Origin of the sequence: Salipiger sp. H15 (genome assembly GCF_040409955.1) — a bacterium.
GTDB lineage: Bacteria > Pseudomonadota > Alphaproteobacteria > Rhodobacterales > Rhodobacteraceae > Salipiger.
Genome location: NZ_CP123384.1, coordinates 2,500,074 through 2,526,089, shown reverse-complemented (window position 1 = coordinate 2,526,089; position 26,016 = coordinate 2,500,074). Strand labels below are relative to the sequence as shown.

Sequence of the window (26,016 nt, the reverse complement as noted above, 5' to 3'; positions counted from 1 at the left end):
AAAGAAATCAGCGCGTTCCCCTTGCCTTCCGTGGCGGAAATCCTACCGAAAAACATGTCCGGGCTTTCGAAATCGCGAATCGTGACGTAATCCGAAAGAGATGGGAGCGATCTTTCAGACCTTCAGGCTCAGCTACGGACAGAAGCTCTTCCTTCTGGCCTCGGTGCCGCTCATCCTCGCCTGCGCCGCCATCGCCCTGCTCGTCGCCTTCCAGTCGCGGATGCTGGCCGAGCGCGAGATCCGCCAGCTCGAGAACCAGCTGCTCGAGGCCAAGAAGCAGGAACTGCGCAACTACGTCACCCAGGCGCGCAACGGCTTCTACTTCATCTACGGCGCCGCCGCCCCCGACGACGAGGCCGCCAAGACCGAGGTGGCGCAGATCCTCGCGGCGATGATCTACGGCGAGGACGGCTCGTTCTTCGTCTACGACTACGACGGCACCAACCTCGTCTCGCCCCGCCGCACCGAGATGATCGGCCGCAACTGGGCCGGGCTCACCGACAGCGCCGGCACGCCGGTCGTCGATCCGATGATCGAGATCGCGCGGCAGGGCTCGGGCTACCACTCCTTCCTCTGGCCCAAGCCCTCGACCGGCGAGGAGGCCGAGATGATCGCCTTCGTGCTGGGCTTCCAGGACTGGCAATGGGCGGTCGGCACCGGGGTCTGGATCGACGACGTGCTGGCCACCGTGAGCGCCAGCCGCGCCGAGGTGCAGGCGCGCATCCGGCGCACCTTCCTCTATATCGGCGCGATCACCCTCGGGGCGCTCTTGCTGGTGTTCTTCTCGGGCCTCGCGATGAACCTGCGCGAGCGGCGGCTGGCCGATGCCAAGCTCAAGGAGCTGACGCAGCGGGTGTTCGACGCGCAGGAGGACGAGCGCCGCCGCGTCGCGCGCGAGCTGCATGACGGCATCAGCCAGATCCTCGTCGGGGTGAAATACGCGCTCGACATCACCCGCCGCCGGCTCAGCCAGAACGACCCGCGCGCCACCGACACGCTCGAGCGCGGCCACGAGGCGCTGACCGGCGCCATCCAGGAGGTGCGGCGGATCAGCCGTGACCTGCGCCCCGGCGTGCTCGACGATCTTGGCCTCGGCCCGGCGCTGAAGGCGCTGATCGACGATTTCGAGGCGCGCACCGGCATCGTCACCCGGCTCGAGACGGTGGTCTTCCGCAACCGCGTCGACCAGGAGGGGCGCATCGCGCTCTACCGCATCGCGCAGGAGGCGCTGACCAACATCGAGCGCCACTCGGGCGCCACCGAGGTGGTCGTCGACCTGCGCGGCCACCGCCGCGGCGCGACGCTGCGGATCGAGGACAACGGCCGAGGCATCGACCCCGAGCGGGTGCGCGGCCAGCGCGGAATCGGCCTGCGAAATATGCAGGAGCGCATGGACCAGCTCGGCGGGACCCTGCGGATCTTGTCCTCGAGATCCGGCACGGTTATCGAGGCACAGATCCCGCTCTCGCACCTTCTTCCTCCCGAAGAGGGCGCGCCCGCTCCCAGGACCAAGGCACGCGCATGACAGACCCCACCAAAGTCGTGATCGTCGACGATCACCCGCTTGTCGCCGAGGGCATCGAGGCGCTGCTTGAGGGCTACGACGACATCACCGTGCTGGCCACGGTCTCGGACGGGCAGCAGATGATCGACCGGCTCGACGAGCTCTTGCCCGACGTCATCCTGATGGATCTCAACATGCCGGGGCTCGGCGGGCTCTCGGCCACCGAGATGATCCTCGAGCGTCGCCCCGAGACACGGGTGCTGGTCCTCTCGATGCACGACACGCCGCAGTACATCACCACCGCGCTCGGCCACGGCGCCTCGGGCTACCTGCTCAAGGACGTGCCCACCGAGGAGATCAAGATCGCCATCGACACGGTGATGCGCGGCGAGCGCTATCTCTGCACCGGCGCCGAGGGCGCGCTGGCCCCGGTCATGGCGAACGGGCGCGAACAGCTCACCAACCGCGAGCAGACGATCCTGCTGCAGCTGGCCCAGGGCAAGTCGAACAAGGAAGTGGCGCAGGTGCTCGACATCTCGGTGCGCACGGTCGAGACGCACCGCAAGAACATCAAGCGCAAACTCGGCATCAGCTCCACCGCGGGGCTGACCCGCTACGCGCTCGAGCACGGCGTGCTCCAGGGCACCGGCGTCAACAGCTGACGCCGGGCGGCGGAAACACGAAAGGTCGGAAGCGGGTGTCCGGACCCGGCGCGGCGCGCCGGGAAAGCGCTCAGATCAGCGCGCCGACGCGCGCGAGCACGTCGAGGGGTGCGGTGTGGAGCGCGGCGGGCATCACATGCACGGCGCCCGGGCCCTGCAGCGTCGCCTCTTCCTCGGGATCGCTCTCGAGCGTGGCAAGCGCCTGCGTCAGAACCAGCAAGCCGATCAGCGTCAGCGCCTTGATGACACCGAAACCGCGCGCCTGGCGATAGAACCGGTGATAGTGCGCCATGATACCCTCCTGCGCAAAAAGTAAACCCTCGGGTTCACTATCGCAGCCTGGGCCGCCCGGCGCAAATCACGACATCGCGTCCGAGACTGCCGGACCTGAAACATTGCGCGGATCCGCGCTGGAACCGGGTCGATTTTCGCGAAAATACGAAATCCACCCCGTCAAACGCAACAAATGCAAAAATTTCTTGCCCGCAGAGTATTTTTTCTGAGCCGATAGGTGTTGACGCCCCCCTCCCCTCCGCCTATGGTCCGCCCCACGCACGAAGGGAGTCTGCGTGATGAGCCTACTTGTAATCATTGTAGAGACATGGCGCATGGGCCGGTAATCGGAACCATAATGGACCCCCATGCGCCCCCGAAATCCTCGGGGGCTTTTTTGTGCGCAAACGAGAAGTAAAACCGAAATGACGTCTGGAACGGAGACCGCGATGACACGTCAGATGACCGGAGCGAAGATGGTGGTTCAATCCCTGAAGGATCAGGGTGTGGACACGGTATTCGGCTATCCCGGTGGCGCGGTGCTACCGATCTACGACGAGCTCTTCCAGCAGAACGACATCCGGCACATTCTCGTCCGGCACGAGCAGGCGGCGATTCACGCCGCCGAGGGCTATGCCCGCTCGACCGGCAAGCCGGGCGTCGCGCTGGTGACCTCGGGCCCGGGCGCGACCAACGCGGTCACCGGCCTCACCGACGCGCTGCTCGACTCGATCCCGATCGTCGTGCTCTCGGGCCAGGTGCCGACCTTCATGATCGGCTCCGACGCCTTCCAGGAGGCCGACACCGTCGGCATCACCCGCCCCTGCACCAAGCACAACTGGCTGGTGAAGGAGACCGACCGCCTGTCGGCCACGCTGCACCAGGCCTTCCACGTCGCGACCTCGGGCCGTCCGGGGCCGGTGCTGGTCGACATCCCCAAGGACGTGCAGTTCGCCACCGGCGAGTACACTCCCAAGCCGCAGGCGCCGGTCGGCCACTACCAGCCGCAGGTCAAGGGCGACATCGAGACGATCACCCAGCTCGTCGAGGCCATCGAGAAGGCCGAGAAGCCGATCTTCTACACCGGCGGCGGCGTCATCAACTCGGGCCCCGGCGCGAGCCAGCTGCTGCGCGAGCTGGTCGAGGCCACCGGCTTCCCGATCACCTCGACGCTGATGGGTCTCGGCGCCTACCCGGCCTCGGGCAAGGCCTGGCTCGGGATGCTCGGGATGCACGGGCTCTACGAGGCCAACCTCGCGATGCACGGCTGCGACCTGATGATCAACATCGGCGCGCGCTTCGACGACCGCATCACCGGCCGGCTCGACGCCTTCTCGCCGCGTTCCAAGAAGGCGCATATCGACATCGACCCGTCGTCGATCAACAAGGTGATCAAGGCGGACATCCCGATCGTCGGCGACGTCGGCCACGTGCTCGAGGACGTGCTGAAGGTCTGGAAGTCGCGCGGCCGCAAGGTCAACCGCGAGGCGATCGCCAAGTGGTGGCAGCAGATCGAGGAGTGGAAGAAGGTCAACTGCCTGACCTACAAGAACTCCGAGACCACGATCAAGCCGCAGTACGCGCTGCAGCGGCTCGAGGCGCTGACCAAGGGCAAGGACCGCTACATCACCACCGAGGTCGGCCAGCACCAGATGTGGGCGGCGCAGTTCCTCGGCTTCGAGGACCCGAACCGCTGGATGACCTCCGGCGGGCTCGGCACCATGGGCTACGGCTTCCCCGCCTCGATCGGCGTGCAGGTCGCGCACCCGGACGCGCTGGTGATCAACGTCGCGGGCGAGGCCTCGTGGCTGATGAACATGCAGGAGATGGGCACCGCGGTGCAGTTCCGCCTGCCGGTCAAGCAGTTCATCCTCAACAACGAGCGGCTCGGCATGGTGCGCCAGTGGCAGCAGCTGCTGCACGGCGAGCGCTACTCGCAGAGCTGGTCCGAGGCGCTGCCCGATTTCGTCAAGCTGGCCGAGGCCTTCGGCGCCAAGGGCATCATCTGCAAAGATCCCGCGGATCTGGACGATGCGATCATGGAAATGATCGAGCATGACGGGCCGGTGATCTTCGACTGCCTCGTCGAGAAGCACGAGAACTGCTTCCCGATGATCCCGTCGGGCGAGCCGCACAACAAGATGCTGCTCGGCGACGTGCAGGCCACCAACGCCATTGCCGGCAAGGGCGCGGTGCTGGTCTGAGGACGGCGCGCGGAGGGGTCCTCCCCTCCGCCCCACCCAGGCCTTCACCCCCACATGACAGTACAGGAGCTGCAATCCATGTCGCCGCTACAGATCAAGAAGGGCTCGTCCAAGCACTCGGCCTACAACCTACGGCCCACCTTCTCGGACGTCCAGGAAACCCACACCATCACCGTTCTCGTCGAGAACGAGCCGGGCGTTCTGGCCCGGGTCATCGGCCTCTTCTCGGGCCGGGGCTACAACATCGACAGCCTCACCGTGGCCGAGGTGGACCACGAGGGGCACTTGTCGCGCATCACCATCGTCACCAGCGGCACGCCGCAGGTGATCGAGCAGATCAAGGCCCAGCTCGGCCGCATCGTCTCGGTGCGCGACGTGCATGACCTGACCGCCGAGGGCAGCTCGGTCGAGCGCGAGCTGGCGCTGCTGAAGGTCGCCGGCGCCGGCGAGAAGCGCGTCGAAGCGCTGCGCCTTGCCGACATCTTCCGCGCGCAGGTGGTGGACAGCACGCTCGAGAGCTTCGTGTTCCAGCTGACCGGCACCCCGGACAAGATCGACGCCTTCGCCGATCTGATGCGCCCGCTCGGCCTCGTGCAGGTGGCGCGGACCGGCGTCGCCGCCCTCGCCCGCGGCAAGGTCTGACGCAGCCGACGGCGCGGGACCGCAAGACCTCGCAAGAACCGCAAAGACGACACGGGCCCGCATCGACGGGCCCGTTTTCATGTCCGGTGGCAGGATCTGCCGCCCTCAGGCGACGTTCTTCTCGCGCTGCCAGGGGCCGGGGAAGAGCACCACGCTGCCGTCCGCCGCCTCGCGCGGGGCGGTGCCGCGCGGCTCCGGCCCGACCGTGCGCAGGCTCTGCGCCAGCCCGAAGAACTGTTTGGATTCAAGCCGTTCCGGGTTCATGGCATGGCGCAGCTGCGCCCCTTCCATCATGTCGAACTGCACGAGATCGCCGACGTCGAGACTGATGCCGTCATGCTGACTGACGACGGGGTCGTGCCAGTACGCCAAGTCGCCGTGATCCTCACACCAGATCACCGCCTTCTGATCAGCCAGATCAGCCCAGAGCACGACGCCAAACATCTTATTGGACATGCTTATCCCCGCACCTCTTGCACCGTCACACTGGCTCAGAAGCGTGATCGCTCACATTCGGAGAAACGTGACGCGTGCTTGCTATTTGTGTCAAATTGAACGACGCTGGACGCCATATGGCATCACTCCTGACGCCATATAGCGACATATGTGAGGTTCAACGGAGGGGGTATATGCAAAGCATCGCCCTGGAAAGAACTGCCCCGAAAAGGAATGAAAGCGGTATGACCAACGTGCCCCGGGCCAGTGACAATCAACCCAGCCCCGCGCAGCTGCGAAGCGTCTTCGGCGCGAATCTGCGCAAGCTCGGCAGCAGTTCGGCCTCGATCTCGGCGCTGTGCCGCGATCTCGGGATCAACCGGACCCAGTTCAACCGCTATCTCGCCGGGGAATCCTTCCCGCGGCCCGACGTGCTGCACCGCATCTGCTCCTTCTTCGGGGTCGATGCGCGCATCCTGCTGGAGCCGGTGGACGAGATCCGCGAAGAGCCGCGCAGCCTGCTGAGCCATCCCTACATCGCCGATTACGTCGGTGCCGGGGTGACCGGGCTCAGCGAGGACGATTTCCCCTCCGGCTTCTACCGCTTCTCGCGCGCCGCCTTCTCCGAGGAATCGCGCTTTGTCGTCGGCATGGTCTACATCTCGCGCAAGGACGGCATGACCTTCCTGCGGGGCTTCGAGCCCAAGGAGGCGCTGGCGATGTACGACCTTCCGACCGACGCCGCCTCGCGCGAGTACCGCGGGCTGGTGCTGCAGCAGGCAGAGGGCATCGCGGCGCTTGTCAGCCGGCGCGACGCGGTCACCACCTCGTTCAACTACCTCTCGCGCGCCGGCGGGCTCGCGAACAATTTCTGGGTCGGCTACACGGTGCGCACCACGCCCGAGAACCCCTCGGGGCGGCGCGCGGCGCGGCTGGTCTACGAGTACCTCGGCTTCGACACGCACAAGGTGCTCTCGGCGGCGCGCGGCAGCGGCTACCGGATGGCCAAGGACCTCGTGCCCTTCCACCGCCAGCAGCTGCGGGTCGACAGTACCTTCCGCTGATCCGCCCCGGCGATCCTGCACAGGAAAACGGCACCGCGCGGGGCGGTGCCGTTTTCATTCAGGCCGGTGCCTCCGGCAGGCGCAGCAGGTCGTAGAGGTGCCATGTCGCGTGCCCGAGCACCGGCAGCGCGACGAAGAGCCCGAGGAAGAAGGGCAGCATCGCGACGAAGGTGACCAGCGCGAGGAACGCCCCCCAGCCCAGCATCAGCACCGGGTGCGCCTGCACGTACTGGAACGAGGCGATCATCGCGGTGACGAAATCCACGTCCCGGTCGAGCAGCAGCGGCAGCGCCAGCACGGTGATCATGTAGAGCAGGATCGCGAAGCCCGCGCCCACCGCCGTGCCCACCGCCAGCATGGTCAGCCCGTTCGGCGTGAGGAAAACCTCGAGGCTGGAGCTCACATTGGTCATCGGCGAAAGCCCGAGGAACAGCGCAAAGATCATGTGCCCGAGGAAGAACCAGAACAGGAAGACGATGACGATCACCGCGCAGAGCGACGGCAGCTGCCGCTTCGACTGGCGCAGGATGACGCTGAACACCTGCCCCCAGTCCAGCGGCTGGCCGCGTTCGAGCCGGCGCGAGACCTCGTAGAAGCCGACTGCGGCGAAGGGGCTGAAGAGCGGAAAGCCGATCGCCGCCAGCACCAGCCAGTAGCTCGTGCCGGTGGCCATGGTCAGCCATGTCAGGAAGAGCCCCGCCAGCACGTAGACCCCGCCGAAGACCAGCGCGAATCCGGGCGCAAAGGCAAGGTCCGCAAAGCCGAGCCGCAGCGCCTTGCCGAGCGTGGCAAGGCTCACCTCCGCGAACTCCGGCACGCCCTGCCGCGGCGCGTCCTCGTCGATGACGCTGTCCATGGCGCCTCCCCCTCAAATCCCCTCTTGGCAGGGATTTAAGCCGGGATGCGCGCCCCGTGGCAAGGGTCAGCAGTGACGAGCGGCGGTGCCGCGGCTCAGTCGTCGCGCGCGTCGGCGCGGGACTTGCCCGAGACCTGCTGCGCCAGCGTCGCGCCCATGAACGGGTCGAGCGCGCCGTCGAGCACGCCCTGCGTGTCCGAGGTCTCGTGGTTGGTGCGCAGGTCCTTCACCATCTGGTAGGGCTGCAGCACGTAGGAGCGGATCTGGTTGCCCCAACCCGCCGAGCCCTTGTTCTCGTGCGCCTCGTTGATCGCCGCGTTGCGCTTGTCGAGCTCGAGCTGGTAGAGGCGCGACTTCAGGGCCTTCATGGCGATGTCGCGGTTCTGGTGCTGCGACTTCTCGGAGGAGGTGACGACGATGCCCGTGGGGTGGTGGGTGATCCGCACCGCCGAGTCGGTGGTGTTGACGTGCTGGCCGCCGGCGCCGGACGAGCGGTAGGTGTCGATGCGGATGTCGGCGGGGTTCACCTCGATCTCGATGTTGTCGTCGACCACCGGGTAAACCCAGACCGAGGCGAAGGAGGTCTCGCGCGTGCCCTTGCCGAAGGGCGAGATGCGCACCAGCCGGTGCACGCCGCTCTCGGACTTCAGCCAGCCATAGGCGTTGAGGCCGGAAATCTTGTAGGCGCAGGACTTGATGCCCGCTTCGGCACCGGCTTCCTCCGACTGCAGCTCGACCTCGTAGCCGCGCTTTTCGGCCCAGCGGATGTACATGCGCTGCAGCATCGAGGCCCAGTCGCAGGCCTCGGTGCCGCCGGCGCCGGCGTTGATCTCGAGGAAGGTGTCGTTGCTGTCGGCCTCGCCGTCGAGGAGCGCTTCCAGCTCCTTCTGGCCGGCATTCTCGGCCAGCGCCTTGAGCGCGGACTCGGCCTCGCTGACCACCTCGGCATCGTCTTCCATCTCGCCCAGCTCGATCAGCTCGATCTGGTCGGCCAGCTCCTGCTTGATCGACTTGTAGGTGTCGATGGCATCGACCAGCTGCTGGCGCTCGCGCATCAGCTTCTGCGCGGCGGCGGGATCGTCCCAGAGGTTCGGGTCCTCGACGCGGGCGTTGAATTCCTCGAGCCGGAACTCCGCCGTCTCCCAGTCGAGGCGCTGCTCCAGCAGCCCGAGGGACTTCCGGATCTTATCGACGGTGTTCTGGGTCTCGGCGCGCATGCGGGTCTTCCTGGGAATGGAGCGTCTTGGTTCTGGGGGGACATAAACCAGCGCAGCCCCCCCTTCAAGCGTCGAGGGGGCGCCGGGCGCGCTTCCGGGCCCGGTGCGCGCACCCCGCACGACCGGAAGGCAGCTATCGGGGGAAAGGTCGCGCGCGCACCGCGCCTAGGCAAAGACGAACGTGTCCTGCCGGGACGGGTCATGCAGAAGCCCGATGTCGCTGACCGGGGTCTCGTCAACCGCAAGCCCGGCCAGCGTGCCGCTGTCCGCCGGGGCCGCGCCCATCTCGTCTCCGGCCTCGTCGGCGGCCTCGTCGCCGGTCAGCAGTTGCAGCAGGTAGTCGCCGACGCCGGTCCCGGCCTCGTGGCCGAAGTTGGCCGAGACCTGCACGAAGACCAGCTCGTCCGCCTCGGGCGTGTAGAAGAAGTCCGGCCAGCTCCAATAGTAGCGCACCCCGATCAGCTCCCCCGACGCGTCGTAGAGGCTGAATTCCGGATCGCTCGCCGGCGCGTCGCTCTCGGGGTCGCCGACCAGCACGAAATCGTAGAGCTGTCCCGCGTGGAGCTCGGCCCGGATCCAGTCGGTATCGCCGGGATAGCCGAGGTTTCCGTGCACATCCGCCCCCACGGCTAGCTCGACATCGGTGCTGGCGTCGCCGGGGACAGTATCGAGCATGTCCGCCGTCAGCGCGCTCAGGATGTAGTCGCCGTCTCCGCCGTAGAGATCGTAGACGCTGACGAAGGCCTCGGCGTCCGAGGTCGCGAGATAGGGCAGCTGGCCCACCGGCGCGCCGCTGTCGTTGCTCCCGCCGAGCGGTCTGCCCGTGGCGTCGTGAAGCCCCAGCGCGGGCCGCAGCACGGGGCTGACGGACTCCGGATCCCCGACGAGCGTGAAGACATAGAAGGTCCCGGCCTGCAGCTCGAAGCGGAACCAGTCGATGTCCTCGTAGACCTCGAGGCTTCCATGCAGCTCCTCGCCGAAGTGCAGGCTGTAGAGGGTCGTGGCATCATCGGGCACTTCGGGCTGCAGCAGCTCCTTGATCGTGACCCCGGCGCTGTCGGCGGAGGGGATATAGGCGATCTTCCGGGCCTCCCCGTCGACCATGGCCATCAGCCGCCAGCGGTCGAGCCAGAGATCCCCGGGCCCGACACCGGGAATGGCAAGCTCGAGCGTATCCACCCCGACCTCGAAATCGTAGAGCTTGTCGAAGCTTTCGGCGTCACTCAGCACCACCGTATCGTGGCCGGCGCCGGTGTAGATGTAGTCCGTCCCCGGCCCGCCGGTGATCGTGTCGTCGCCGTCCCCGGCGCGGACCGTGTCCTGCCCCTCGCCCGCGTCGATGACGTCGGGCCCGCCCCCCGCCAGCACGTGGTCGGCCCCGCCGAGCGCGGTGATGCGGTCCGCCCCCGCCGTGCCGCGCAGCGTCTCGCCCTGCGCGGTGCCGGTGAGCGGGGTCATGGCGTCGGTGATCCGCAGGTAGTCCGTGCGCAGCGGCTCGCCGTCGCTTTGCGAGCCGTTCAGATCGATCACGTCGCCGGGGCTCAGCAGCAGGTCCGGGAGAAGATGCTCGGCCTTCGTCGCCCGGCTCACCGTGTCGGTGCCCGCCTGCGAGTTCCAGCTGAACCCCTGGATGAACGCACCGTTGATGTAGATGTTCATGCGAGAGTTGCCGTCGAGCTCGTCCATGTAGCCGAGGGTCACGTCGTAGAAACTGTGCGCCCCGGTGAAGACGCCGCTCGCGCGCGAGGAATATGACCCGGGCGTCGCCTCGAGATAGGCACCGCCCGAGGCGTGCGGATTGCCCTTCACCTGGTAGCCCGCGAGGATGTCGAGGGTTTCCGCCTCGGTCAGGCCCGGAGCGATCGGCGCGGGGACGGGCGCGAGGGGGATGGCCGAGGGATTTGTCGCCACGGGACTGCGCCTCCGCGGAAATGCCGCGGATGAAATGCGCGGCGAAGGTCTGAAATATGCGCGTCAGTATAGCACCCGGCGACCGAGCGCAGAACCTGCACCCGGGGGGCATCTAAGGCTCGGCGGAATCCGGCCTGCGGTCAGGCGTGCCCCCGGGCGCGCGTCAGGCTCAGCCCGTGGCGCCGCCCGCGAAGACGGTGAGTGTCGGCAGCTCGGTCAGTGGCGCGCCGATGAGGCGCATCGCCGCCAGCGAGATGCGGCTGCCGCCCGAGGCCGGTCCCTCGATCGGGCGCAGCTCGACCTGCGCCGACTTGCCGGTGGCGGGGTAGACCACCCTGCCCTTGGTCACGCTCGAAACCATCGGCGTTTCAAGCCAGAAGCCCGGCTGCGCCGGATCGCCCAGCGAGGCGACGGTGCTGCCGAGCTGGCGCTCGGAGGTGGCCGGGGCGGCGGCGGCGGCGCTGCGCTCGGCGGCGCTGGTGGTGTCGAAGTCCTCCGCCGTGCGCGCATTGGCGGGCGGGCGCAGCCCCGCCGCTGTCCCGGTCGAGGACGCCGGGGCGGCCGCGGGCGGCGCGACCTCCTTGGCTTGCTGGGCGCAGGCTGCAAGCAGGGCGAGGGCGGGAAGGGCTGCAATGACTCTCATGTCCGTGAAGCTAGGCCGACCGCCCCGCTCTGGCAATCGCGCAGATGCTTGTCCCGGCAGGGTTTCGCGCATAGACTCCCCCCATGACACCGCTCGTCGATCCATTCCTTCGCCCGATCTCCTACCTGCGCGTCTCGGTGACGGACCGCTGCGATTTCCGCTGCGTCTACTGCATGTCCGAGAACATGAGCTTCCTGCCCAAGAAGGAGCTGCTGACGCTCGAGGAGCTCGACCGCCTCTGCTCGGCCTTCGTCGGGCTCGGCGTCGAGAAACTGCGCATCACCGGCGGCGAGCCGCTGGTGCGGCGCGACATCATGACCTTCTTCAACGCGATGACCCGCCACCTCGAGAGCGGCGCGCTGAAGGAGCTGACGCTGACCACCAACGGCTCGCAGCTCGAACGCTTCGCGCAGCCGCTCTGGGATGCGGGGGTACGCCGGGTCAACGTCTCGCTCGACACGCTCGACGAGGAGAAATTCGCCGAGATCACCCGCTGGGGTCGCCTGCCGCAGGTGCTGCGCGGCATCGACGCGGCGCAGGCCGTGGGGATGCGGGTGAAGCTCAACGCCGTGGCGCTGAAGGGCTTCAACGAGAGCGAGCTCTTCGCGATGACCGAATGGTGCGCGGCGCGCGGCATCGACCTGACGTGGATCGAGGTCATGCCGATGGGCGACATCGGCAACGAGGACCGGCTCGGGCAATACTGGAAGCTGTCGGACGTGCGCGCGCGCCTCGCCGAGCAGTACACGCTCACCGACCTGCCCGAGAGCACCGGCGGCCCTGCCCGCTACGTGCGGCTCGAGGAGACCGGCCAGAAGATCGGCTTCATCACGCCGCTGACGCATAATTTCTGCGAAAGCTGCAACCGCGTGCGGCTGACCTGCACCGGCGAGCTCTTCATGTGCCTCGGCCAGGAGGACAACGCCGACCTGCGCGCACCGCTGCGCAACCACCCGACCAGCGACGCGCCGCTCGAGCAGGCGATCCGCGATGCCATCGCGCGCAAGCCCAAGGGTCACGACTTCGACTATTCGCGCCAGTCGGTCGACGGGCGCGTGTCGCGGCACATGAGCCATACCGGCGGCTGAGCAGGGCGGTTGGCCCCGCGCTGAGGGGGCGCTGCCCCCTCGCCGCTGCGCGGCTCACCCCCGGCGTATTTTTCAAGAGAAGAAGCCCAGGAATGCGGAACGCCCGCCCGGGATGACCGGGCGGGCGCTCTTGTTTCCGGACCGGCGATGACCGGTCAGCTGCCCTGCAGCAGCGAGGTGATGCGGCGCACCGCGGCGCGGCGGTTCTCGCGCTCGTCACCCTGCGTCTGCACGGCAAGGTCGCTCTCGCCGTAGCCCTGCAACACCATGTTCTCGGGCGGCACGTCGAAATACTCGGTCAGCGCCAGGGCCACGGATTCCGCGCGGCGGTCCGAGAGGGCGAGGTTGTAGCTGGCCGGGCCGGTGGCGTCGGTGTGGCCCTCGATCAGGAAGACCTCGCCGGGGTTCGCCTCGATCATCCGCTTCATCGCGTTGCCGAGCGCGGCAAGCTCCTCGGCCTCGCCCGGGCGGATCGCCGCGGAGTTGGTCTGGAAGGTCACCGTGTCCACCGAGATCTCGGGCACCAGGTGCCGCACGCGGTCGATGTTGCGGATCTGGTTGAGCGAGAAGGCCCGGTTCACGCCCTGCGCCTCCTGAGCCGAGAGCGCGGCGGCGAGATCCTCGCCCTCCATCTCGCGGAAGTTCAGGCGCTGCGCGCGGGCCTGCGGCAGCTCGCTCACCACCACCTGCTGGGCGCTCTGCGTGTCGTCGAAGAGCACGACGCTCTGGCCGTCCGGCAGGATGCGCGTGCGGCGCAGCACGCGGCCGTCGGCGGTCTTGATGGTCTCGACGGTGTTGCCGTCGTCATAGGCCACCACGGTGCGGGTCGAACCGTCGTTGTAGCGGTAGGTCTTCACCTCCGAGCCCGGCTGGCGCAGCAGCACGTCGTCGTTGCGCAGCACGCGGTACTGGCCGTCCTGCTCGACCACGACCCGGTCGCCGGTGTTCTGCACCACCTGCGCGCCGTCATCGAGGATCTGCCTCAGCGCGAAGGTGCCGAGACCGACCAGCGCGGCCTTCTCGAAGTTGCTGAGGCCGTCCTCGTCGTCATCCTTCTTCTTCTTGGCCTTCTTGGTCTCCTCGGCCTGCGGCGCGGCCTCGGCCTGGGTGCGCAGGTCGGTGGCGAAGTCCTCGTCCGAGCTGCGCACGTCGGCCTCGGTCAGGGTCTCCTCGACCAGCTCGGCATCGTCCGGGCTTTCCTCGGAGCCGGCAGCCGCGGCGGCGGTGGTCTCCTGCTCGTCCTCGCGGGCGACGGCCTCGGCCTGCTCCTCGGCGCTCGGCGCTTCGGGCTCGGCGGTGGCTGCGGCGGTTGCCCCTGCCTCGCCGGCGGGCTTGGCCTCGGGGTCCGCCGTGGTTTCGGCCTTGGGCGCGGCCTCGGCGTCCGTCCCGGCGGTGGCTTCCGCGCCCGGCTTCGGTGCTGCGGTGGTCTCGGCCTGCGGCGCCGGGGCCTCGGCCTCGGCATCCGCCTCGGCGGCCTGCTCGGCCTCGAGCGCCTTCTTCAGCTCGTCGCTCCCGGTGCCGTCGGCCTGCTGCTCGGCGGGAGCTGCCTCGGTCGCGGGCGTCTCGGCGGCCTGCGCCTTGGCGCCCTCGTTGGTCGTGGCCTCCGGCGCGGCGGTCGGGGCGGCCTCGGTGGTGGACACATTCGCGCCCTCTTCGGCCTCGAGCGCCTTCTTGAGCTCGTCGGACTGCACCGTCTCGGCCTCGGCGGGCGCGTCGGCGGCGGGAGCGGCCTCGGTGGTCGCGCTCTCCTGCCGCGCCGCGGGCCGGGTGTCCGGGGCCTCTGCGGTCGCATCGCCCTCGGCCTGCGTCTCGACCTCGGCAGCGGCGGGCGCCTCGGGTGCGGCCTCCTGCGCCTGCTGCTCGGGGGCGGCTTCCTCGGTCAGGGTCTTGGGCTGCGGTGCCTGCTCGGCCTGCAGCGGCGCGGCTTCGCTCGCGGCGGCGGGGGCGTCAGCCGCGGGCGCGTCCGGCGCCTCGGCGGTCGCCGCGACATTGCCTTCGGCCGCGGCCTTGCCGGTGGCGTCCAGCGTCGCATCCGCACCGGCATTCGCATCCGCCTCGGCCCCAACCTTGGCATCCGCATCCGCGCCGGCTTCCGCCTCTGCGGCCTTGGCGCCCTTCGTCTTGTCCTGGTCCTTGCCCTTCGCCTCTCCCCCGGGCTGGCACTGCGCGGCGTCGGGGCTCTGCGCGCAGTCGACCTTGCCCTGCTGGCTCTGAGCGGCAACGGGCATGGCGAGGCTTGCGGCTAGGGCGAGCATCGTCGTCGATTTCAGAAGACCTCTGGTCATTCGTTACGTCCTTTTCCATTTTCCGCACGGTGCGGCGTGAAGGGGCAACGAGACAGATGCAAGAAAGGTTCATTCCCGGCGCATAATAAATAGGCGGAAAAATGCTGGAGACGCGCTACGGGGCCTGCAGCAGGGCCATCAGCCGCGCCTTCTCGCCGCTGTCGCGGGCGCTCGAGATCACCGTCGCGAGATCCTCGATCGAGGCGATGGAATGCCCGGCGCGGAAACTGTCGACATGGGGCAGCATGGCGCGGATCCCGGCGGCGCGCGGTGCGAACCCGTCCCAGCGCAGCAAGGGGTTCAGCCAGATCAGCCGGCGGGACGAGAGGTGCAGGCGCGTCATCTCCTTCGACAGCAGCCCCGCGTCGTCGCGGTCGAGCCCGTCGGTGATCAGCAGCACCACCGCGCCCTGCCCCATGACCCGGCGCGACCAGTCACGGTTGAAGGCGTGCAGGCACTGCCCGATGCGCGTGCCGCCCTCCCAGTCCTGCGCCTCGGCCCCGGCGGCCTTCAGCGCGGCATCGACGTCGCGCGTGGCAAGGTGGCGGGTGATGTTGGTGAGCCGCGTGCCGAAGGTGAAGGCATGCACCTTCGCCCAGCCCGCGCCGCGCCGGTTGGCGACCGCGTGCAGGAAGTGCAGCACCATCCGCGAGTACTGGCTCATCGAGCCCGAGATGTCGCAGAGCACCACGAGGTTGGGCCATTTCTCGCGCGGCTCGAGATGCGCGAGGGCGCGGATCTCGCCGCCCTGCCGCATCGCGCCGCGCAGCGTGCGCCGCCAGTCGAGCCGGGTGCCCGAGGCCGAGGCGCGGCCGCGCCGCGACGGCAGCGGCTTCACCGGCAGCTCGAGCCGCGCCAGCATGCGCCTCGCCTCGGCCGCCTCCTCGAGCGACATCTGCTCGAAGTCGAGCGTCTTCAGCCGCTCCTCGCGCGAGATGGTGAAGGAGGCGTCGACCTCGATCTTCGTGGCCTCCTCCTCCTGCTCGGCGGCGGGGATCTCGGGCATCTGGTCGCCGAGCAGCGCCTGCGCCGCGCGCTTCTCGGCGGACTGGGCGAGCTTCTCCTCCTGCACGCCGCGCACCGCCGGGAGCATCATCGACATCATGTGCTCGAGGTAGCGCGGGTCGCGCCAGTAGAGCCGGAAGACCTGCGCGAAGAGCACGCGCTGCTCGGGGCGCGAGACGAAACAGGCGTGCAGCGTCCAGTAGAAATCCATCCGGTCGGTGAAGCCCGCCGCCTCGACCGCACGGATCGCGTCGACCACCCGTCCCGGCCCCACCGGCAGCCCGGCGCGGCGCAGCGCGCGGGCGAAATGCAGGATGTTCTGCGCAAGCCGCGGCTCGTCGGGCAGCGTGAGGGGGATCTGCTCGGCCATCAGGCGGCGTCAGGGGAAAGCCGGGGGCGCTGCGGCCGGACGCAGGCAAGCCGGGGGCGCTGCCCCCGGACCCCCGGGATATTTGGGACATATGGAAGCATCAGGCGGGCTCCAGCGTCGCGCGCGCCTCGTCGAGCAGCCGCTTGGCCTCGCTGCCCTGCAGCCTGGCGATGTCGTCCTGGTATTTCAGGATGGCGCCGAGCGTGTCCGAGATCACCTCGGGCGAGAGGTCGATCACGTCGAGCGCCAGCAGGCACTTGGCCCAGTCGATGGTCTCGGCGACGCCGGGTTTCTTGAAGAGATCCTCGGTGCGCAGGCGCTGCACGAAGGCGACGATCTGGCGCGACAGCGTCTCGGCCACCTCGGGCGCGCGGGCGTGCAGGATCTCGAGCTCGCGGGCGAAGTCGGGATAGTCGACCCAGTGGTAGAGACAGCGCCGCTTCAGCGCATCATGCACCTCGCGCGTGCGGTTCGAGGTGAGGATGACCGTCGGCGGCTCGGGCGCGGTGATGGTCCCGAGCTCGGGGATGGTCACCTGGAAATCGCTCAGCGCCTCGAGCAGGAAGGCCTCGAAGGGCTCGTCGGTGCGGTCGAGCTCGTCGATGAGCAGGATCGGCGCGCCGTTCTCGTCGGGGCGCATGGCCTGCAGCAGCGGCCGCTCGATGAGGAAATCGGGGCCGAAGAGATCGTGCTGCAGCGCGCCCCGGTCGGCCTCGCCCGCCGCCTCGGCGGCGCGGATGGCGATCATCTGGGCGGGGAAGTTCCACTCGTAGACCGCCGAGCCCGCATCGAGCCCCTCGTAGCATTGCAGGCGGATGAGGCGGCGGCCGGTGGCCAGCGCCAGCGCCTTGGCGATCTCGGTCTTGCCGACCCCGGCCTCGCCCTCGAGGAACAGCGGCCGCCCGAGCCGCAGCGCCAGGAACAGCACCGTGGCAAGCGGGCGCGGGCAGACGTAGCCGGTGCCGGCCAGAAGCTCCTGCACCGCGTCGATGGAACTGATGTCCTGCATGTGGTTCTCCTCCTGCCCCGATTGCTGCCCGCCCGCGCGGCGCCGGTCAAGGGAGATACTGGTCGCGGGCGGCGCGCGGACCCGCCCCCCGCGTTGACGCGCCGGGGACGAGATGCGATGGTTTTGCCGCAGGATAACCGGGGGCAGAGCCCCGGACGGGTGCGCAGGGGTACGGGCAGCGGTATGGTGAGACCAGGGGCGGGCGGGCCGCGCATCTGCGCGGTGACCTGCGTGAAGAACGAGGGGCCCTTCGTGCTCGAATGGGTGGCCTACAACCGCCTGCTCGGCGTCACCGATTTCCTCGTCTATTCCAACGACTGCGACGACGGCACCGACGCGCTGCTCGATGCGCTGGCCGCCGCGGGCGTGGTGCACCTGCCCAACCCGGCGCAGGGGCGCAGCTACCAGATGGAGGCGCTGAAGGATGCGGCGCGGCAGGAGGTGGTGCGGCGCGCCGACTGGATCTGGGTGGCCGACGTGGACGAGTTCCTCAACATCCACGCGGGCGATCACACCCTGCCCGCGCTCATCGCCGCCTGCGGCGATCCGCAGGCGATCTCGGTCAGCTTCCAGTTCTTCGCCAATGCCGGGATCGCGCAGTTCGAGGACGTGCCGGTGATCGCGCAGTTCACCCGCTCGCACAACCCCGACCTCTGGTGCGACCAGAGCGCCATCGAGGTCAAGTCCTTGGTGCGGCGCGACTTTCCGCTGCAGTACCTTGGCGCGCACCGGCCCTTCTTCCGCAAGACCCTGCCCACCGCGAAACATCCGCGCTGGACCGATGGCAGCGGCCGCCCGGTGCCCGGCGCCTTTCTCAGCGCCGACCGCCCGCGCCGGATGCGCCGCTTTCCCGCCGCCGGGGCACGGCGCTTCGCCACGCTCAACCACTACGCGCTGCGCTCGCTCGACAGCTACCTCGTGAAGACCGAGCGCGGCGACGTGAACCGCGAGGGGCGCATCTTCGACGAGAGCTACTGGCAGGAGCGCAACGACCCCGCCTGGGAAGACCGCTCGATCCTGCGCATGCTGCCCGCGCTCGAGGCGGAAATCACTGAGCTGCGCGCCCTGCCCGGCGTCGCCCGGCTGCACGATCTGTCGGTGCAGGCGCACCGCGCCAAGGTTGGCATGCTGCGCGCGCAGCCGCAGATCGCCGCCCGCGCCGCGCATCTCGGCGCCCTGCCCGCGCTGCCGCCCGGCGAGGCGGAGCTGATCGCGCGGCTCGGGCTGGCGGAGGACGCGGCATGATCGTGATCAACCTCGGCCTGCCGAAGAGCGGCACGACCACGCTCGGGGTAGCGCTGGAGCGCGCCGGGCTGAAGGTGGCCGACTACCGGCTGCGGCGCGGCAAGTGCCCGGATCCCGCGCTTGCCGGCAGCTTCGTCGCCCGGCAGCTCTACGACGGCTATTTCGGCTCGGGCGATCCGCTCGAGCGGCTCGGCGGCTTCGATGCGCTGAGCGAGGTCAGTGTGCTCAACGCCCGGCTCAACCTCTGGCCGCAGACCGACTTCGGGCTGATCGAGGCGCTGCGAACGCGCCATCCGCAGCTGAAATTCGTCGCCTCGATGCGCGAGCCGCAGGCCATGGCGCATTCGATGCTGCGCTGGTCCGACCTCGGCACCGACCGGCTGCCGCGCCACGCGGTGCCCGGCCTGCCCGCGGGCTACGGCGAGACCCGGCTCGAGCGCGCGCAGTGGATCGCCGCGCACCAGCAGTTCCTGCGCCGCATCTTCGCGGGCGATCCGCGCTTCCTGGCCTATGACATCGAGGACCCGGAGGCGCCCGCGCTGATCTCGCGCCACATTGGGATCGCGCTGCCCTGGTGGGGCAAGGCGAACGAGAACCGCTCGGGCCAGACAAAGAGGACCGGGGGGTGAGAATTTTTCTCCATATCGGTCCCGACGCCCAGACCGCCGGGCGGCTTCAGCAGGTGCTCGATGCCAAGCGGCGGCAGCTGGCCAAGCGCGGCCTGCTCTACCCCCGCAGCCCCGGCGCGCGCAACCATACGCGGCTCTTCATGGCGGTCAGCGATCCCGGCGCGGTGGACGCGCTGCGCTGGGGGCGCGGCTTTGCGGATCCCGCCCGGCAGGCGGAGCTGCGCGACGAGGTGCTGCAGCAGCTCACGCAGGAGATCGAGACGGCGCGGCCGGAGCTGCTGATCCTCTCGGCGCACCAGCTGGGCAGCGGGCTCACCAGCCGGGCCGAGCTCGAGCGGCTGCGGTCCCTGCTCGCGCCGCTCTCGCGGGACATCACCGTGCTGGCGCATCTCGCCTCGCCGGCGGAGATGCTGGCGCGGCACTACGCGGCGCAGGTGCTCGAGGGGCGCAGGCGCGGGCCGGAGCTGGAGCTTGGCCTCTGCGCCACCGCCGACTGGTGGCAGGCGGCGCTGGCCACGCGCCCCGCCGCCGATCCCCGCGGCGGGGTCTTTCCCGAGACGCAGGGCGCCGCGCACTGGCTCGATTTCGCGCGGCTGCAGCGCGGCTGGGAGGCCGCCTTCGGCCCCGGTGCGGTGCGCCTGCGCAGCGTCGATCCGGCGCGGCTCTACGGCGCCGAGGTGGTCGAGGAGATCCGCGAGGCCTTCGACATTCCTCAGGGCTTCGGCAGGGTCGAGGCCGCGCCGCCGCCAACCCAGCCCTCGGCCGCCTGGCTGAGCCGCTGCCGCAGGATGAACGACGTGCTGCTGCGCCACCTCGCCGCCGAGCCCGCACTGCAGATCCCCCGACCGCTCTGGCGGCGGCTGCTGGGCGAGATCAAGGTTCCGGGCGCGCCGCTCGAGCCGGGCGCCTTCGAGCCGGTCAACCGCCGCTTCGCCGCCGATATCGAGGGGCTCGCCTCGCAGCATCCCGGGCTCGACCCCGCGCATCTGCGGAGCGCCCCCGCCGCGCCCTGGCAGGAGGCCGACCCCGGCTTCGGTTTCCGGGCGACACAGTACCTGATGGCCTTCCGCTGGCGTATCGCCGAGGCCTCGAAGGCGGCCGCTCCTTCGGAGCCCGAACCCCGGCCCGCCCCCGCGATGCCCGACGCCGCGCTGCGCAAGCTCGCGGCGCTGCAGGGCTCGCCCTGGATGCCGCACGACCGGCTTGGCACGCTCGCCGAGACCGCCCCCGCCGCGCCCTTCAGCGCCTTGCCGCCGCGCTCGGCGAAGAGTGCCCGCGTCATCCTCGGCTGCATGAAGAACGAGGCGCCCTACGTGGTCGAGTGGATCGCCTATCACCGCGCCATCGGCTTTGACGATTTCCTCATCTATTCCAACGGTTGCGAGGATGGCACCGACCGCATCCTCGACCGGCTCGCGCAGATGGGCGTGCTGCGGCACCGCGACAACAACGGCTGGACCGGCAATTCGCCGCAGCAGCACGCGCTCGATGCGGCGCTGGACGAGGTGGTGATCCGCGATGCCGACTGGCTGCTGCATTCGGACGTGGACGAGTTCGTCAACATCCGCTGCGGCAACGGCACGCTCGACGATCTCTTCGCCGCAGCGCCCGGGGCGACGCATTTCGCGCTGACCTGGCGGCTCTTCGGCCATGACGGGGTGCAGGCGCTCGACCCGGCGCCGGTGATCTCGCAATTCACCGCCTGCGCGCCGCGCTACTGCCCCAAGCCGCACACCAACTGGGGGTTCAAGACGCTGATGCGGGGGCTCGGCGCCTACGAGAAACTCTCGTGCCACCGCCCGAACAAGCCTCGGCAAGATGCTGAAAACGCGGTGAAATGGTCAAACGGATCAGGCCGCGACATGACCGCCGAGGCGCTGCACAACGGCTGGCGCAACTCGCGCAAGTCGATCGGCTACGACCTCGTGCAGCTCAACCACTACGCGCTGCGTTCGGCCGAGAGCTACCTCATCAAGCGCCAGCGCGGGCGGGCGCTGCACGTCGACCGGCAGATCGGCCTCAACTACTGGATCCGCATGGACTGGTCCGGGGCGCGCGACCTGACCATCCAGCGCAACCTGCCGCGGCTCCGGGCCGAGATGGACCGGCTGCTGGCCGACCCCGAGCTTGCGCGGCTGCACGCCGAGGGGCTGGCCTGGCACAGGGCCAAGGCGGCCGAATTGCGCGCGGATCCCGAATTCGGGAAATTGTTCCGCGAGGCGACGGCGCTGAAACTGGACCCCGCCGAGCGCGTCGCCTGGGCGCTGTCCCTCGACATGGAGAGCTGAGCCATGGCCGTCCCGAGCATCACCGCCGTGGTCTGCGTCCGCAACGAGGGCGCCTTCCTGCTCGACTGGCTGGCGCATCACCTCGCCGCCGGGGTGAGCCACGTGGTCGCGCTCAGCAACGATTGCCAGGACGGCACCGACGTTCTGCTCGACCGGCTGGCCGAGGTGGCGCCGCTCACCCATATCCGCAACGACGGGCCCTACGACAAGGCCGGCATCCAGTTCACCGGGCTGAAGCTGGCGGACAAGGCCGAGGCGGTGCGCGAGGCGGACTGGCTGCTGGCGCTCGACGTCGACGAGTTCGTCAACGTCCACGCCGGCGACCATACCCTGCCCGCGCTGATCGCTGCCCTGCCCGAGGCGACGGCGATCACCCTCACCTGGCGGCTCTTCGGCAATGCCGGGGTGGTCAGCTACGCCGACATCCCCGTGCCCGAGCAGTTCACCCGCGCCGCCCCGGTGCAAATGCTCTGGCCCTGGCGCGCGGCGATGTTCAAGACGCTCTACCGCAACGACGGCACCTACGCGAAGCTCGGCGTGCACCGGCCGCGCGACCCCGATTCCGCGCGGCTGGAAAGCGCGCGCTGGTTCGACGGCGAGGGCCGCGCGCTCGACGCGCAGTTCCGCACGCGCCGCATCTTTTCCAACTACGGGCGGTCGAACTACGCGCTGGCGCAGCTCAACCACTATCCTCTGGGGGCGATGGAGAGTTACGTGCTCAAGGCCGATCGCGGCCGCGCGGTGCACAGTGCGGATCTGCTCGGGCTCGATTACTGGGTGGAGCGCAATTTCAACACCGACGAGGACAGCAGCATCTCGGCGCTCGCCGGGCCGGTGCGGGCGCTTCGCGAGGGCTTCGCCGCCGATCCGGTGCTGGCCGGGCTGCATGCCGGGGCAGTGCGCTGGCGCAAGGCGCGCTTTGCCGCGCTCATGGCGCAGGAGCCGTTCCGCGCGCTGATGGGGCGCCTGCTGATGACCCCGCCCTCGCGCCCGCTGCCGCCCGCGCTGGCGCAGCCGCTGATCGCCGCCGCCACCCGCGTGCGGCGCGCCGGAGAGACCTGAGCGCAGCCCGCAACCGCTTCACACACGGCGATTTTCCTTGCCGCCGCACCACCGCCGTATTACCCCTAAAGCCACTTATTTCCGCCCCAATTCACGCGCAGGCTGCCTGTCAAACCCGACGGCCGGGCACCGCGCAAAGACGCCTCCCGAGCAGGAGCCGAACGGAAGTGACAGGACAATGGCAGGTATCATGAAGGACAGCGCGGACCCGCTCAGCAGACAGACCGCCTTCGAGGACGAGCTGGACCTGACCGATGTCGACCTCAGCATGCATTCGGCCCGCGCCTGGATCGACGCCATCTCCGAGATCGGCGAGGCGCATGGCTTTGCCGAGCCGCTCGGCAAGCGCCACCACGCGGTCTTCGTCGAGGATGGCGACACGCTGCTGGTGACCTTCGAGTCGATGCCCGGCATCTCGGCCTATTCCAAGACGGCGACCCCTCTCGGCTGGGAGATGCAGGCGATCGAGGGCTGGTCGAGCCTTTCGGTGATCTGCACCGCCGACACGTGGTTCCGCGACCCCGAGGTGGTCCGCTTCTTCGACCAGCTGCTCGACGACGGCTTCTTCGACGAGTTCGAGAAGGTGGTCTTCTACGGCGCGGGCCCCTGCGGCTATGCCGCCGCCGCCTATTCGGTCACCGCGCCCGGGGCGCGCGTCGTGCTGCTGCAACCGCAGGCGACGCTCGATCCGCGCGTCGCCGAATGGGACGACCGCTTCCCCGAGATGCGCCGCGTCGATTTCACCTCGCGCTTCGGCTACGCCCCCGACATGATCGACGCCGCGCAGGCGGCCTACGTGCTCTACGACCCGCAGGAGCGGATGGACGCGATGCACGCGGCGCTGTTCGAGCGGCGCAACGTCACCCGCTTCCGCCTGCCCTACATGGGCGACGCGCTGCAGGGCGACCTGCTCGAGCTGGATCTCATCCACCCGATCCTCGAGGCCGCCGCCGACGACCGGCTCGACCGGGCCGAGGTGGCGCGGCTGATGCGTGCACGGCGCAACCACGCGCCCTACCTGCGGCGGCTGCTGTCGCGGCTCGACGCCGAGAACCGCCCGCTGCTGGCCGAATGGCTTTGTGCCAATGTCACCGCGCGGCTCAACGCGCCGCGCTTCCGCCGCCGGCTCGAGGCGCTGCGGGCCGAGGCCGAGGGGCGCCCCGAGGGCTGACCTCGGGCCCCGCTCAGCCGACCAGCGAGCCCACGCGCGAGATCTGACCGCCGCCCACAGGCGCGGCGACACCGGTGGTTCCCGGGGCCGAGGTCGGCCAGCCCTGCGCCACGCGCACGGCGAGGAAGCCGAAGGCCTGCGCCTCGAGCATGTCGCCGTCGAGCCCCGCCTCCTCGACCGGCACCACCGGGCAGTCGAGCCCGGCCTGCAGCATCGCCATCATCACCGGGTTGCGGCGCCCGCCGCCGGTGACCAGCAGCTTCTCGGGCGGGGTCGGGCAATGCTCCATGCCCTGCATCACGGCGGCCGCCGCCATGGCGGTCATCGTCGCGGCGGCATCGGCGTCCGAGAGCTCGCGCACGAGGTCGAGCATCAGCGAGAAATCATCCCGATCGAGGGATTTCGGCGGCATCCGGCGGAAGAACCCCTCCTCGAGGAAGAGCTCCAGCGCGCCGTCCACAACCTCGCCCTGCGCGGCAAGCGCGCCGTCGCGGTCGCAGTCGAGGCCGAGCCGCTCGGCCACCAGATCGTTGATCGGCGCGTTCGCCGGGCCGGTGTCGAAGGCCAGCAGCGCGCCCGGCTCCTCGGGCGACGCCTTGCGCGGGTCGACCCAGGTGAGGTTGCCGACCCCGCCGAGGTTGAGGAAGGCCACCGGGCGCTCGGCGCCCATCCACTTGGCACAGGCGAAGTGGAAGAAGGGCGCCAGCGGCGCGCCCTCGCCCCCCAGCGCCACGTCGGCGGAGCGGAAGTCCCAGACCACGTCGCGGTTCAGCGCCTCGGCCAGCGCCGCGCCGTCGCCCAGCTGGTGCGTGCCGCGCCCGTGCGGGTCATGCGCCAGCGTCTGGCCGTGGAAGCCCACCAGCTCGGCCTCGGGGAAATCGGCCAGCAGCTCGGCATGGGCGCGCTGGGTCACATCCAGCGCCGCTTCGAGCCCCGGCCCCGGCCAGCGCCCCAGCGCGGCCTTCAGAACCCGGCGCTCGGCGTCGGAAAAGGGCCGATAGCCGGAGCGCCCGAACTCGTGGATCTGCGCCCCGTCGGTGCGGATCAGCGCCGCGTCCACCCCGTCGAGAGAGGTCCCCGACATACACCCCAGAGCCCAAACGGATCGTGCACCCAACTTGCCCTTCACCTTCGCCTTCCCCGCGCTTATAGGAACGGGCGAACTATAAGAGGGATCCACGATGACCTACCATCCCAAATCGGACTTCATGCGCGTCATGATCGAGCGCGGCTACCTTGCCGACTGCACCGATTACCAGGGCCTCGACGAGGCGCTCAGCCAGGGCGTGGTCACCGCCTATATCGGCTATGACGCGACGGCGAAGTCGCTGCACGTGGGTCACCTGCTCAACATCATGATGCTGCGCTGGCTGCAGAAGACCGGCCACAAGCCGATCACCCTGATGGGCGGCGGCACCACCAAGGTGGGCGACCCCTCGTTCCGCTCGGACGAGCGCCCGCTGCTCGGGCCCGAGCAGATCGACGCCAACATCGAGGGCATGAAGCAGGTCTTCGCCAAGTACCTGCAGTACGGCGACGCGCCGAACGACGCGCTGATGCTGAACAACGCCGAGTGGCTCGACAACCTCAACTATCTCGAGTTCCTGCGCGACATCGGCCGCCACTTCTCGGTGAACCGGATGCTGTCGTTTGAATCGGTGAAGTCGCGCCTCGACCGCGAGCAGTCGCTGTCGTTCCTCGAGTTCAACTACATGATCCTGCAGGCCTACGACTTCCTCGAGCTGAACCGCCGCTACGGCTGCTCGCTGCAGATGGGCGGCTCGGACCAGTGGGGCAACATCATCAACGGCATCGACCTGACGCGCCGGGTGCTGGACCACGAGATCTACGGCCTCACCTCGCCGCTGCTGACCACCTCGGACGGGCGCAAGATGGGCAAGAGCCAGGGCGGCGCCATGTGGCTCAACGCCGACATGCTGAGCCCCTACGAGTTCTGGCAGTTCTGGCGCAACACCACCGACGCCGACGTCGGCCGGTTCCTCAAGCTCTACACCGAGCTGCCGGTCGAGGATTGCGAGCGGCTCGGCGCGCTTGCCGGCTCCGAGATCAACGACGCCAAGATCATCCTCGCCAACGAGGTCACCGCGCTCTGCCACGGCGCCGAGGCCGCCGCCGCCGCCGAGGCGACCGCGCGCGAGGTCTTCGAGAAGGGCGGCGTCGGGGATGACCTGCCGACGCTCGAGCTGACCTCGGACGAGGTCGGCGACGGCATCTCCATCGTGCAGGTGATCGTCCGCGCCGGGCTCGCCAAGACCGGCAAGGAGGCCAAGCGCCTGATCGCCGAGAACGGCGCGCGCATCGACGACCAGCCGCTGACCGATGCCGGGCTGATGCTCGATGCCGCCGCACTGGCCGCGCCGGTGAAGCTCTCGGCCGGCAAGAAGCGCCACGCGCTGGTGAAGCTGGGCTGAGCCTTTTCCGGCTGGAATAGA

Annotated in this window: 22 protein-coding genes; 12 read left to right on the top strand and 10 right to left on the bottom strand. The window is 69.2% G+C overall.

From position 1 onward, the window contains the following. The first annotated feature begins 100 nt into the window (after positions 1 to 100). Together PVT71_RS12265 and PVT71_RS12260 are read left to right on the top strand one after the other, a co-directional pair. A complete protein-coding gene (locus tag PVT71_RS12265) occupies positions 101 to 1,525 on the top strand; it encodes a cache domain-containing protein (RefSeq protein WP_353472066.1) in 1,425 nt (474 codons plus the stop codon). Then, the gene (locus PVT71_RS12260) at positions 1,522 to 2,166 is read left to right on the top strand and encodes a response regulator transcription factor (RefSeq protein WP_353472065.1); all 645 of its coding nucleotides are present in this window, start codon (positions 1,522 to 1,524) and stop codon (positions 2,164 to 2,166) included. The genes PVT71_RS12265 and PVT71_RS12260 overlap by 4 nt, the downstream gene beginning before the upstream one ends. 70 nt (positions 2,167 to 2,236) lie before the next feature. Here PVT71_RS12260 and PVT71_RS12255 read toward each other — a convergent pair whose 3' ends face one another. Next, positions 2,237 to 2,458: a hypothetical protein gene (locus tag PVT71_RS12255; RefSeq protein ID WP_353472064.1), complete on the bottom strand. Its 222-nt coding sequence runs from the start codon at positions 2,456 to 2,458 to the stop codon at positions 2,237 to 2,239. Between the two features lie 430 nt (positions 2,459 to 2,888). Here PVT71_RS12255 and PVT71_RS12250 point away from each other — a divergent pair, with 430 nt between their 5' ends. Next, on the top strand, positions 2,889 to 4,643 hold the full coding sequence (locus PVT71_RS12250; protein ID WP_353472063.1) for an acetolactate synthase 3 large subunit: 1,755 nt from the start codon (positions 2,889 to 2,891) through the stop codon (positions 4,641 to 4,643). 78 nt (positions 4,644 to 4,721) lie between these two features. After that, positions 4,722 to 5,285 carry an acetolactate synthase small subunit gene (gene ilvN, locus PVT71_RS12245; RefSeq protein WP_353472062.1) on the top strand — a complete coding sequence of 188 codons (564 nt, stop codon included), beginning with the start codon at positions 4,722 to 4,724 and terminating at the stop codon, positions 5,283 to 5,285. A 105-nt stretch (positions 5,286 to 5,390) separates the two neighbouring features. Here ilvN and PVT71_RS12240 read toward each other — a convergent pair whose 3' ends face one another. Next, the gene (locus tag PVT71_RS12240; RefSeq protein WP_353472061.1) at positions 5,391 to 5,741 is read right to left on the bottom strand and encodes a hypothetical protein; all 351 of its coding nucleotides are present in this window, start codon (positions 5,739 to 5,741) and stop codon (positions 5,391 to 5,393) included. 224 nt (positions 5,742 to 5,965) lie between these two features. Here PVT71_RS12240 and PVT71_RS12235 point away from each other — a divergent pair, with 224 nt between their 5' ends. Then, entirely contained in the window at positions 5,966 to 6,784 is an 819-nt protein-coding gene (locus PVT71_RS12235; RefSeq protein ID WP_353472060.1) for a helix-turn-helix transcriptional regulator, read from the top strand. A gap of 58 nt (positions 6,785 to 6,842) precedes the next feature. Here the strand turns inward: PVT71_RS12235 and PVT71_RS12230 are convergent, their stop codons facing one another. The 4 genes from PVT71_RS12230 to PVT71_RS12215 form a co-directional block, all read right to left on the bottom strand. Beyond that, positions 6,843 to 7,640: a DUF2189 domain-containing protein gene (locus tag PVT71_RS12230; protein ID WP_353472059.1), complete on the bottom strand. Its 798-nt coding sequence runs from the start codon at positions 7,638 to 7,640 to the stop codon at positions 6,843 to 6,845. A gap of 95 nt (positions 7,641 to 7,735) precedes the next feature. Then, entirely contained in the window at positions 7,736 to 8,857 is a 1,122-nt protein-coding gene (prfB, locus tag PVT71_RS12225) for a peptide chain release factor 2 (RefSeq protein WP_353472058.1), read from the bottom strand. A gap of 165 nt (positions 8,858 to 9,022) precedes the next feature. Then, a complete protein-coding gene (locus PVT71_RS12220; RefSeq protein ID WP_353472057.1) occupies positions 9,023 to 10,768 on the bottom strand; it encodes a hypothetical protein in 1,746 nt (581 codons plus the stop codon). A 169-nt stretch (positions 10,769 to 10,937) separates the two neighbouring features. Next, positions 10,938 to 11,411, bottom strand: coding sequence for a hypothetical protein (locus PVT71_RS12215; protein WP_353472056.1), 474 nt, complete (start codon positions 11,409 to 11,411; stop codon positions 10,938 to 10,940). Between the two features lie 83 nt (positions 11,412 to 11,494). On the opposite strand from PVT71_RS12215, the gene moaA reads away from it, so the two are divergent. Then, a complete protein-coding gene (gene moaA / locus PVT71_RS12210; RefSeq protein ID WP_353472055.1) occupies positions 11,495 to 12,499 on the top strand; it encodes a GTP 3',8-cyclase MoaA in 1,005 nt (334 codons plus the stop codon). Positions 12,500 to 12,654: 155 nt separating this feature from the next. On the opposite strand, the gene PVT71_RS12205 is transcribed toward moaA, so the two are convergent. The 3 genes from PVT71_RS12205 to PVT71_RS12195 form a co-directional block, all read right to left on the bottom strand. Continuing rightward, positions 12,655 to 14,784, bottom strand: a complete 2,130-nt coding sequence (locus PVT71_RS12205) for an OmpA family protein (RefSeq protein WP_353472054.1) — start codon at positions 14,782 to 14,784, stop codon at positions 12,655 to 12,657. A gap of 115 nt (positions 14,785 to 14,899) precedes the next feature. Further along, complete coding sequence (locus PVT71_RS12200) at positions 14,900 to 16,159, bottom strand: VWA domain-containing protein (RefSeq protein WP_353472053.1); 1,260 nt, start codon at positions 16,157 to 16,159, stop codon at positions 14,900 to 14,902. A gap of 100 nt (positions 16,160 to 16,259) precedes the next feature. Beyond that, positions 16,260 to 17,168, bottom strand: a complete 909-nt coding sequence (locus PVT71_RS12195) for a MoxR family ATPase (RefSeq protein ID WP_353472052.1) — start codon at positions 17,166 to 17,168, stop codon at positions 16,260 to 16,262. A gap of 183 nt (positions 17,169 to 17,351) precedes the next feature. On the opposite strand from PVT71_RS12195, the gene PVT71_RS12190 reads away from it, so the two are divergent. The 5 genes from PVT71_RS12190 (at position 17,352) to PVT71_RS12170 (ending at position 23,563) form a co-directional block, all read left to right on the top strand. Beyond that, the gene (locus tag PVT71_RS12190) at positions 17,352 to 18,413 is read left to right on the top strand and encodes a glycosyltransferase family 2 protein (RefSeq protein ID WP_353472051.1); all 1,062 of its coding nucleotides are present in this window, start codon (positions 17,352 to 17,354) and stop codon (positions 18,411 to 18,413) included. Then, complete coding sequence (locus PVT71_RS12185) at positions 18,410 to 19,042, top strand: hypothetical protein (protein ID WP_353472050.1); 633 nt, start codon at positions 18,410 to 18,412, stop codon at positions 19,040 to 19,042. Before PVT71_RS12190 ends, PVT71_RS12185 begins: the two co-directional genes overlap by 4 nt. Continuing rightward, a complete protein-coding gene (locus PVT71_RS12180) occupies positions 19,039 to 21,330 on the top strand; it encodes a glycosyltransferase family 2 protein (RefSeq protein WP_353472049.1) in 2,292 nt (763 codons plus the stop codon). The genes PVT71_RS12185 and PVT71_RS12180 overlap by 4 nt, the downstream gene beginning before the upstream one ends. A gap of 3 nt (positions 21,331 to 21,333) precedes the next feature. After that, positions 21,334 to 22,392, top strand: a complete 1,059-nt coding sequence (locus PVT71_RS12175; protein WP_353472048.1) for a glycosyltransferase family 2 protein — start codon at positions 21,334 to 21,336, stop codon at positions 22,390 to 22,392. Between the two features lie 190 nt (positions 22,393 to 22,582). Next, positions 22,583 to 23,563, top strand: coding sequence for a phosphoadenosine phosphosulfate reductase (locus tag PVT71_RS12170; RefSeq protein ID WP_353472047.1), 981 nt, complete (start codon positions 22,583 to 22,585; stop codon positions 23,561 to 23,563). A 13-nt stretch (positions 23,564 to 23,576) separates the two neighbouring features. Here the strand turns inward: PVT71_RS12170 and PVT71_RS12165 are convergent, their stop codons facing one another. Further along, a complete protein-coding gene (locus PVT71_RS12165) occupies positions 23,577 to 24,647 on the bottom strand; it encodes an anhydro-N-acetylmuramic acid kinase (RefSeq protein ID WP_353472046.1) in 1,071 nt (356 codons plus the stop codon). A gap of 97 nt (positions 24,648 to 24,744) precedes the next feature. Between PVT71_RS12165 and tyrS the strand changes: the two genes are divergently transcribed. Next, entirely contained in the window at positions 24,745 to 25,995 is a 1,251-nt protein-coding gene (tyrS, locus tag PVT71_RS12160) for a tyrosine--tRNA ligase (RefSeq protein ID WP_353472045.1), read from the top strand. Positions 25,996 to 26,016: the final 21 nt, after the last annotated feature.

Coding starts and splice junctions, on each gene's coding strand:
- PVT71_RS12260 (WP_353472065.1), top strand. CDS start 1,522: ATGACAGACCCCACCAAAGTCGTGATCGTCGACGATCACCCGCTTGTC.
- PVT71_RS12250 (WP_353472063.1), top strand. CDS start 2,889: ATGACACGTCAGATGACCGGAGCGAAGATGGTGGTTCAATCCCTGAAG.
- PVT71_RS12200 (WP_353472053.1), bottom strand. CDS start 16,159: ATGGCCGAGCAGATCCCCCTCACGCTGCCCGACGAGCCGCGGCTTGCG.
- PVT71_RS12230 (WP_353472059.1), bottom strand. CDS start 7,640: ATGGACAGCGTCATCGACGAGGACGCGCCGCGGCAGGGCGTGCCGGAG.
- PVT71_RS12265 (WP_353472066.1), top strand. CDS start 101: ATGGGAGCGATCTTTCAGACCTTCAGGCTCAGCTACGGACAGAAGCTC.
- PVT71_RS12175 (WP_353472048.1), top strand. CDS start 21,334: ATGGCCGTCCCGAGCATCACCGCCGTGGTCTGCGTCCGCAACGAGGGC.
- prfB (WP_353472058.1), bottom strand. CDS start 8,857: ATGCGCGCCGAGACCCAGAACACCGTCGATAAGATCCGGAAGTCCCTC.
- PVT71_RS12235 (WP_353472060.1), top strand. CDS start 5,966: ATGACCAACGTGCCCCGGGCCAGTGACAATCAACCCAGCCCCGCGCAG.
- PVT71_RS12195 (WP_353472052.1), bottom strand. CDS start 17,168: ATGCAGGACATCAGTTCCATCGACGCGGTGCAGGAGCTTCTGGCCGGC.
- PVT71_RS12240 (WP_353472061.1), bottom strand. CDS start 5,741: ATGTCCAATAAGATGTTTGGCGTCGTGCTCTGGGCTGATCTGGCTGAT.
- PVT71_RS12190 (WP_353472051.1), top strand. CDS start 17,352: ATGGTGAGACCAGGGGCGGGCGGGCCGCGCATCTGCGCGGTGACCTGC.
- PVT71_RS12165 (WP_353472046.1), bottom strand. CDS start 24,647: ATGTCGGGGACCTCTCTCGACGGGGTGGACGCGGCGCTGATCCGCACC.
- PVT71_RS12255 (WP_353472064.1), bottom strand. CDS start 2,458: ATGGCGCACTATCACCGGTTCTATCGCCAGGCGCGCGGTTTCGGTGTC.
- PVT71_RS12170 (WP_353472047.1), top strand. CDS start 22,583: ATGAAGGACAGCGCGGACCCGCTCAGCAGACAGACCGCCTTCGAGGAC.
- PVT71_RS12185 (WP_353472050.1), top strand. CDS start 18,410: ATGATCGTGATCAACCTCGGCCTGCCGAAGAGCGGCACGACCACGCTC.
- PVT71_RS12205 (WP_353472054.1), bottom strand. CDS start 14,784: ATGACCAGAGGTCTTCTGAAATCGACGACGATGCTCGCCCTAGCCGCA.
- ilvN (WP_353472062.1), top strand. CDS start 4,722: ATGTCGCCGCTACAGATCAAGAAGGGCTCGTCCAAGCACTCGGCCTAC.
- tyrS (WP_353472045.1), top strand. CDS start 24,745: ATGACCTACCATCCCAAATCGGACTTCATGCGCGTCATGATCGAGCGC.
- moaA (WP_353472055.1), top strand. CDS start 11,495: ATGACACCGCTCGTCGATCCATTCCTTCGCCCGATCTCCTACCTGCGC.
- PVT71_RS12215 (WP_353472056.1), bottom strand. CDS start 11,411: ATGAGAGTCATTGCAGCCCTTCCCGCCCTCGCCCTGCTTGCAGCCTGC.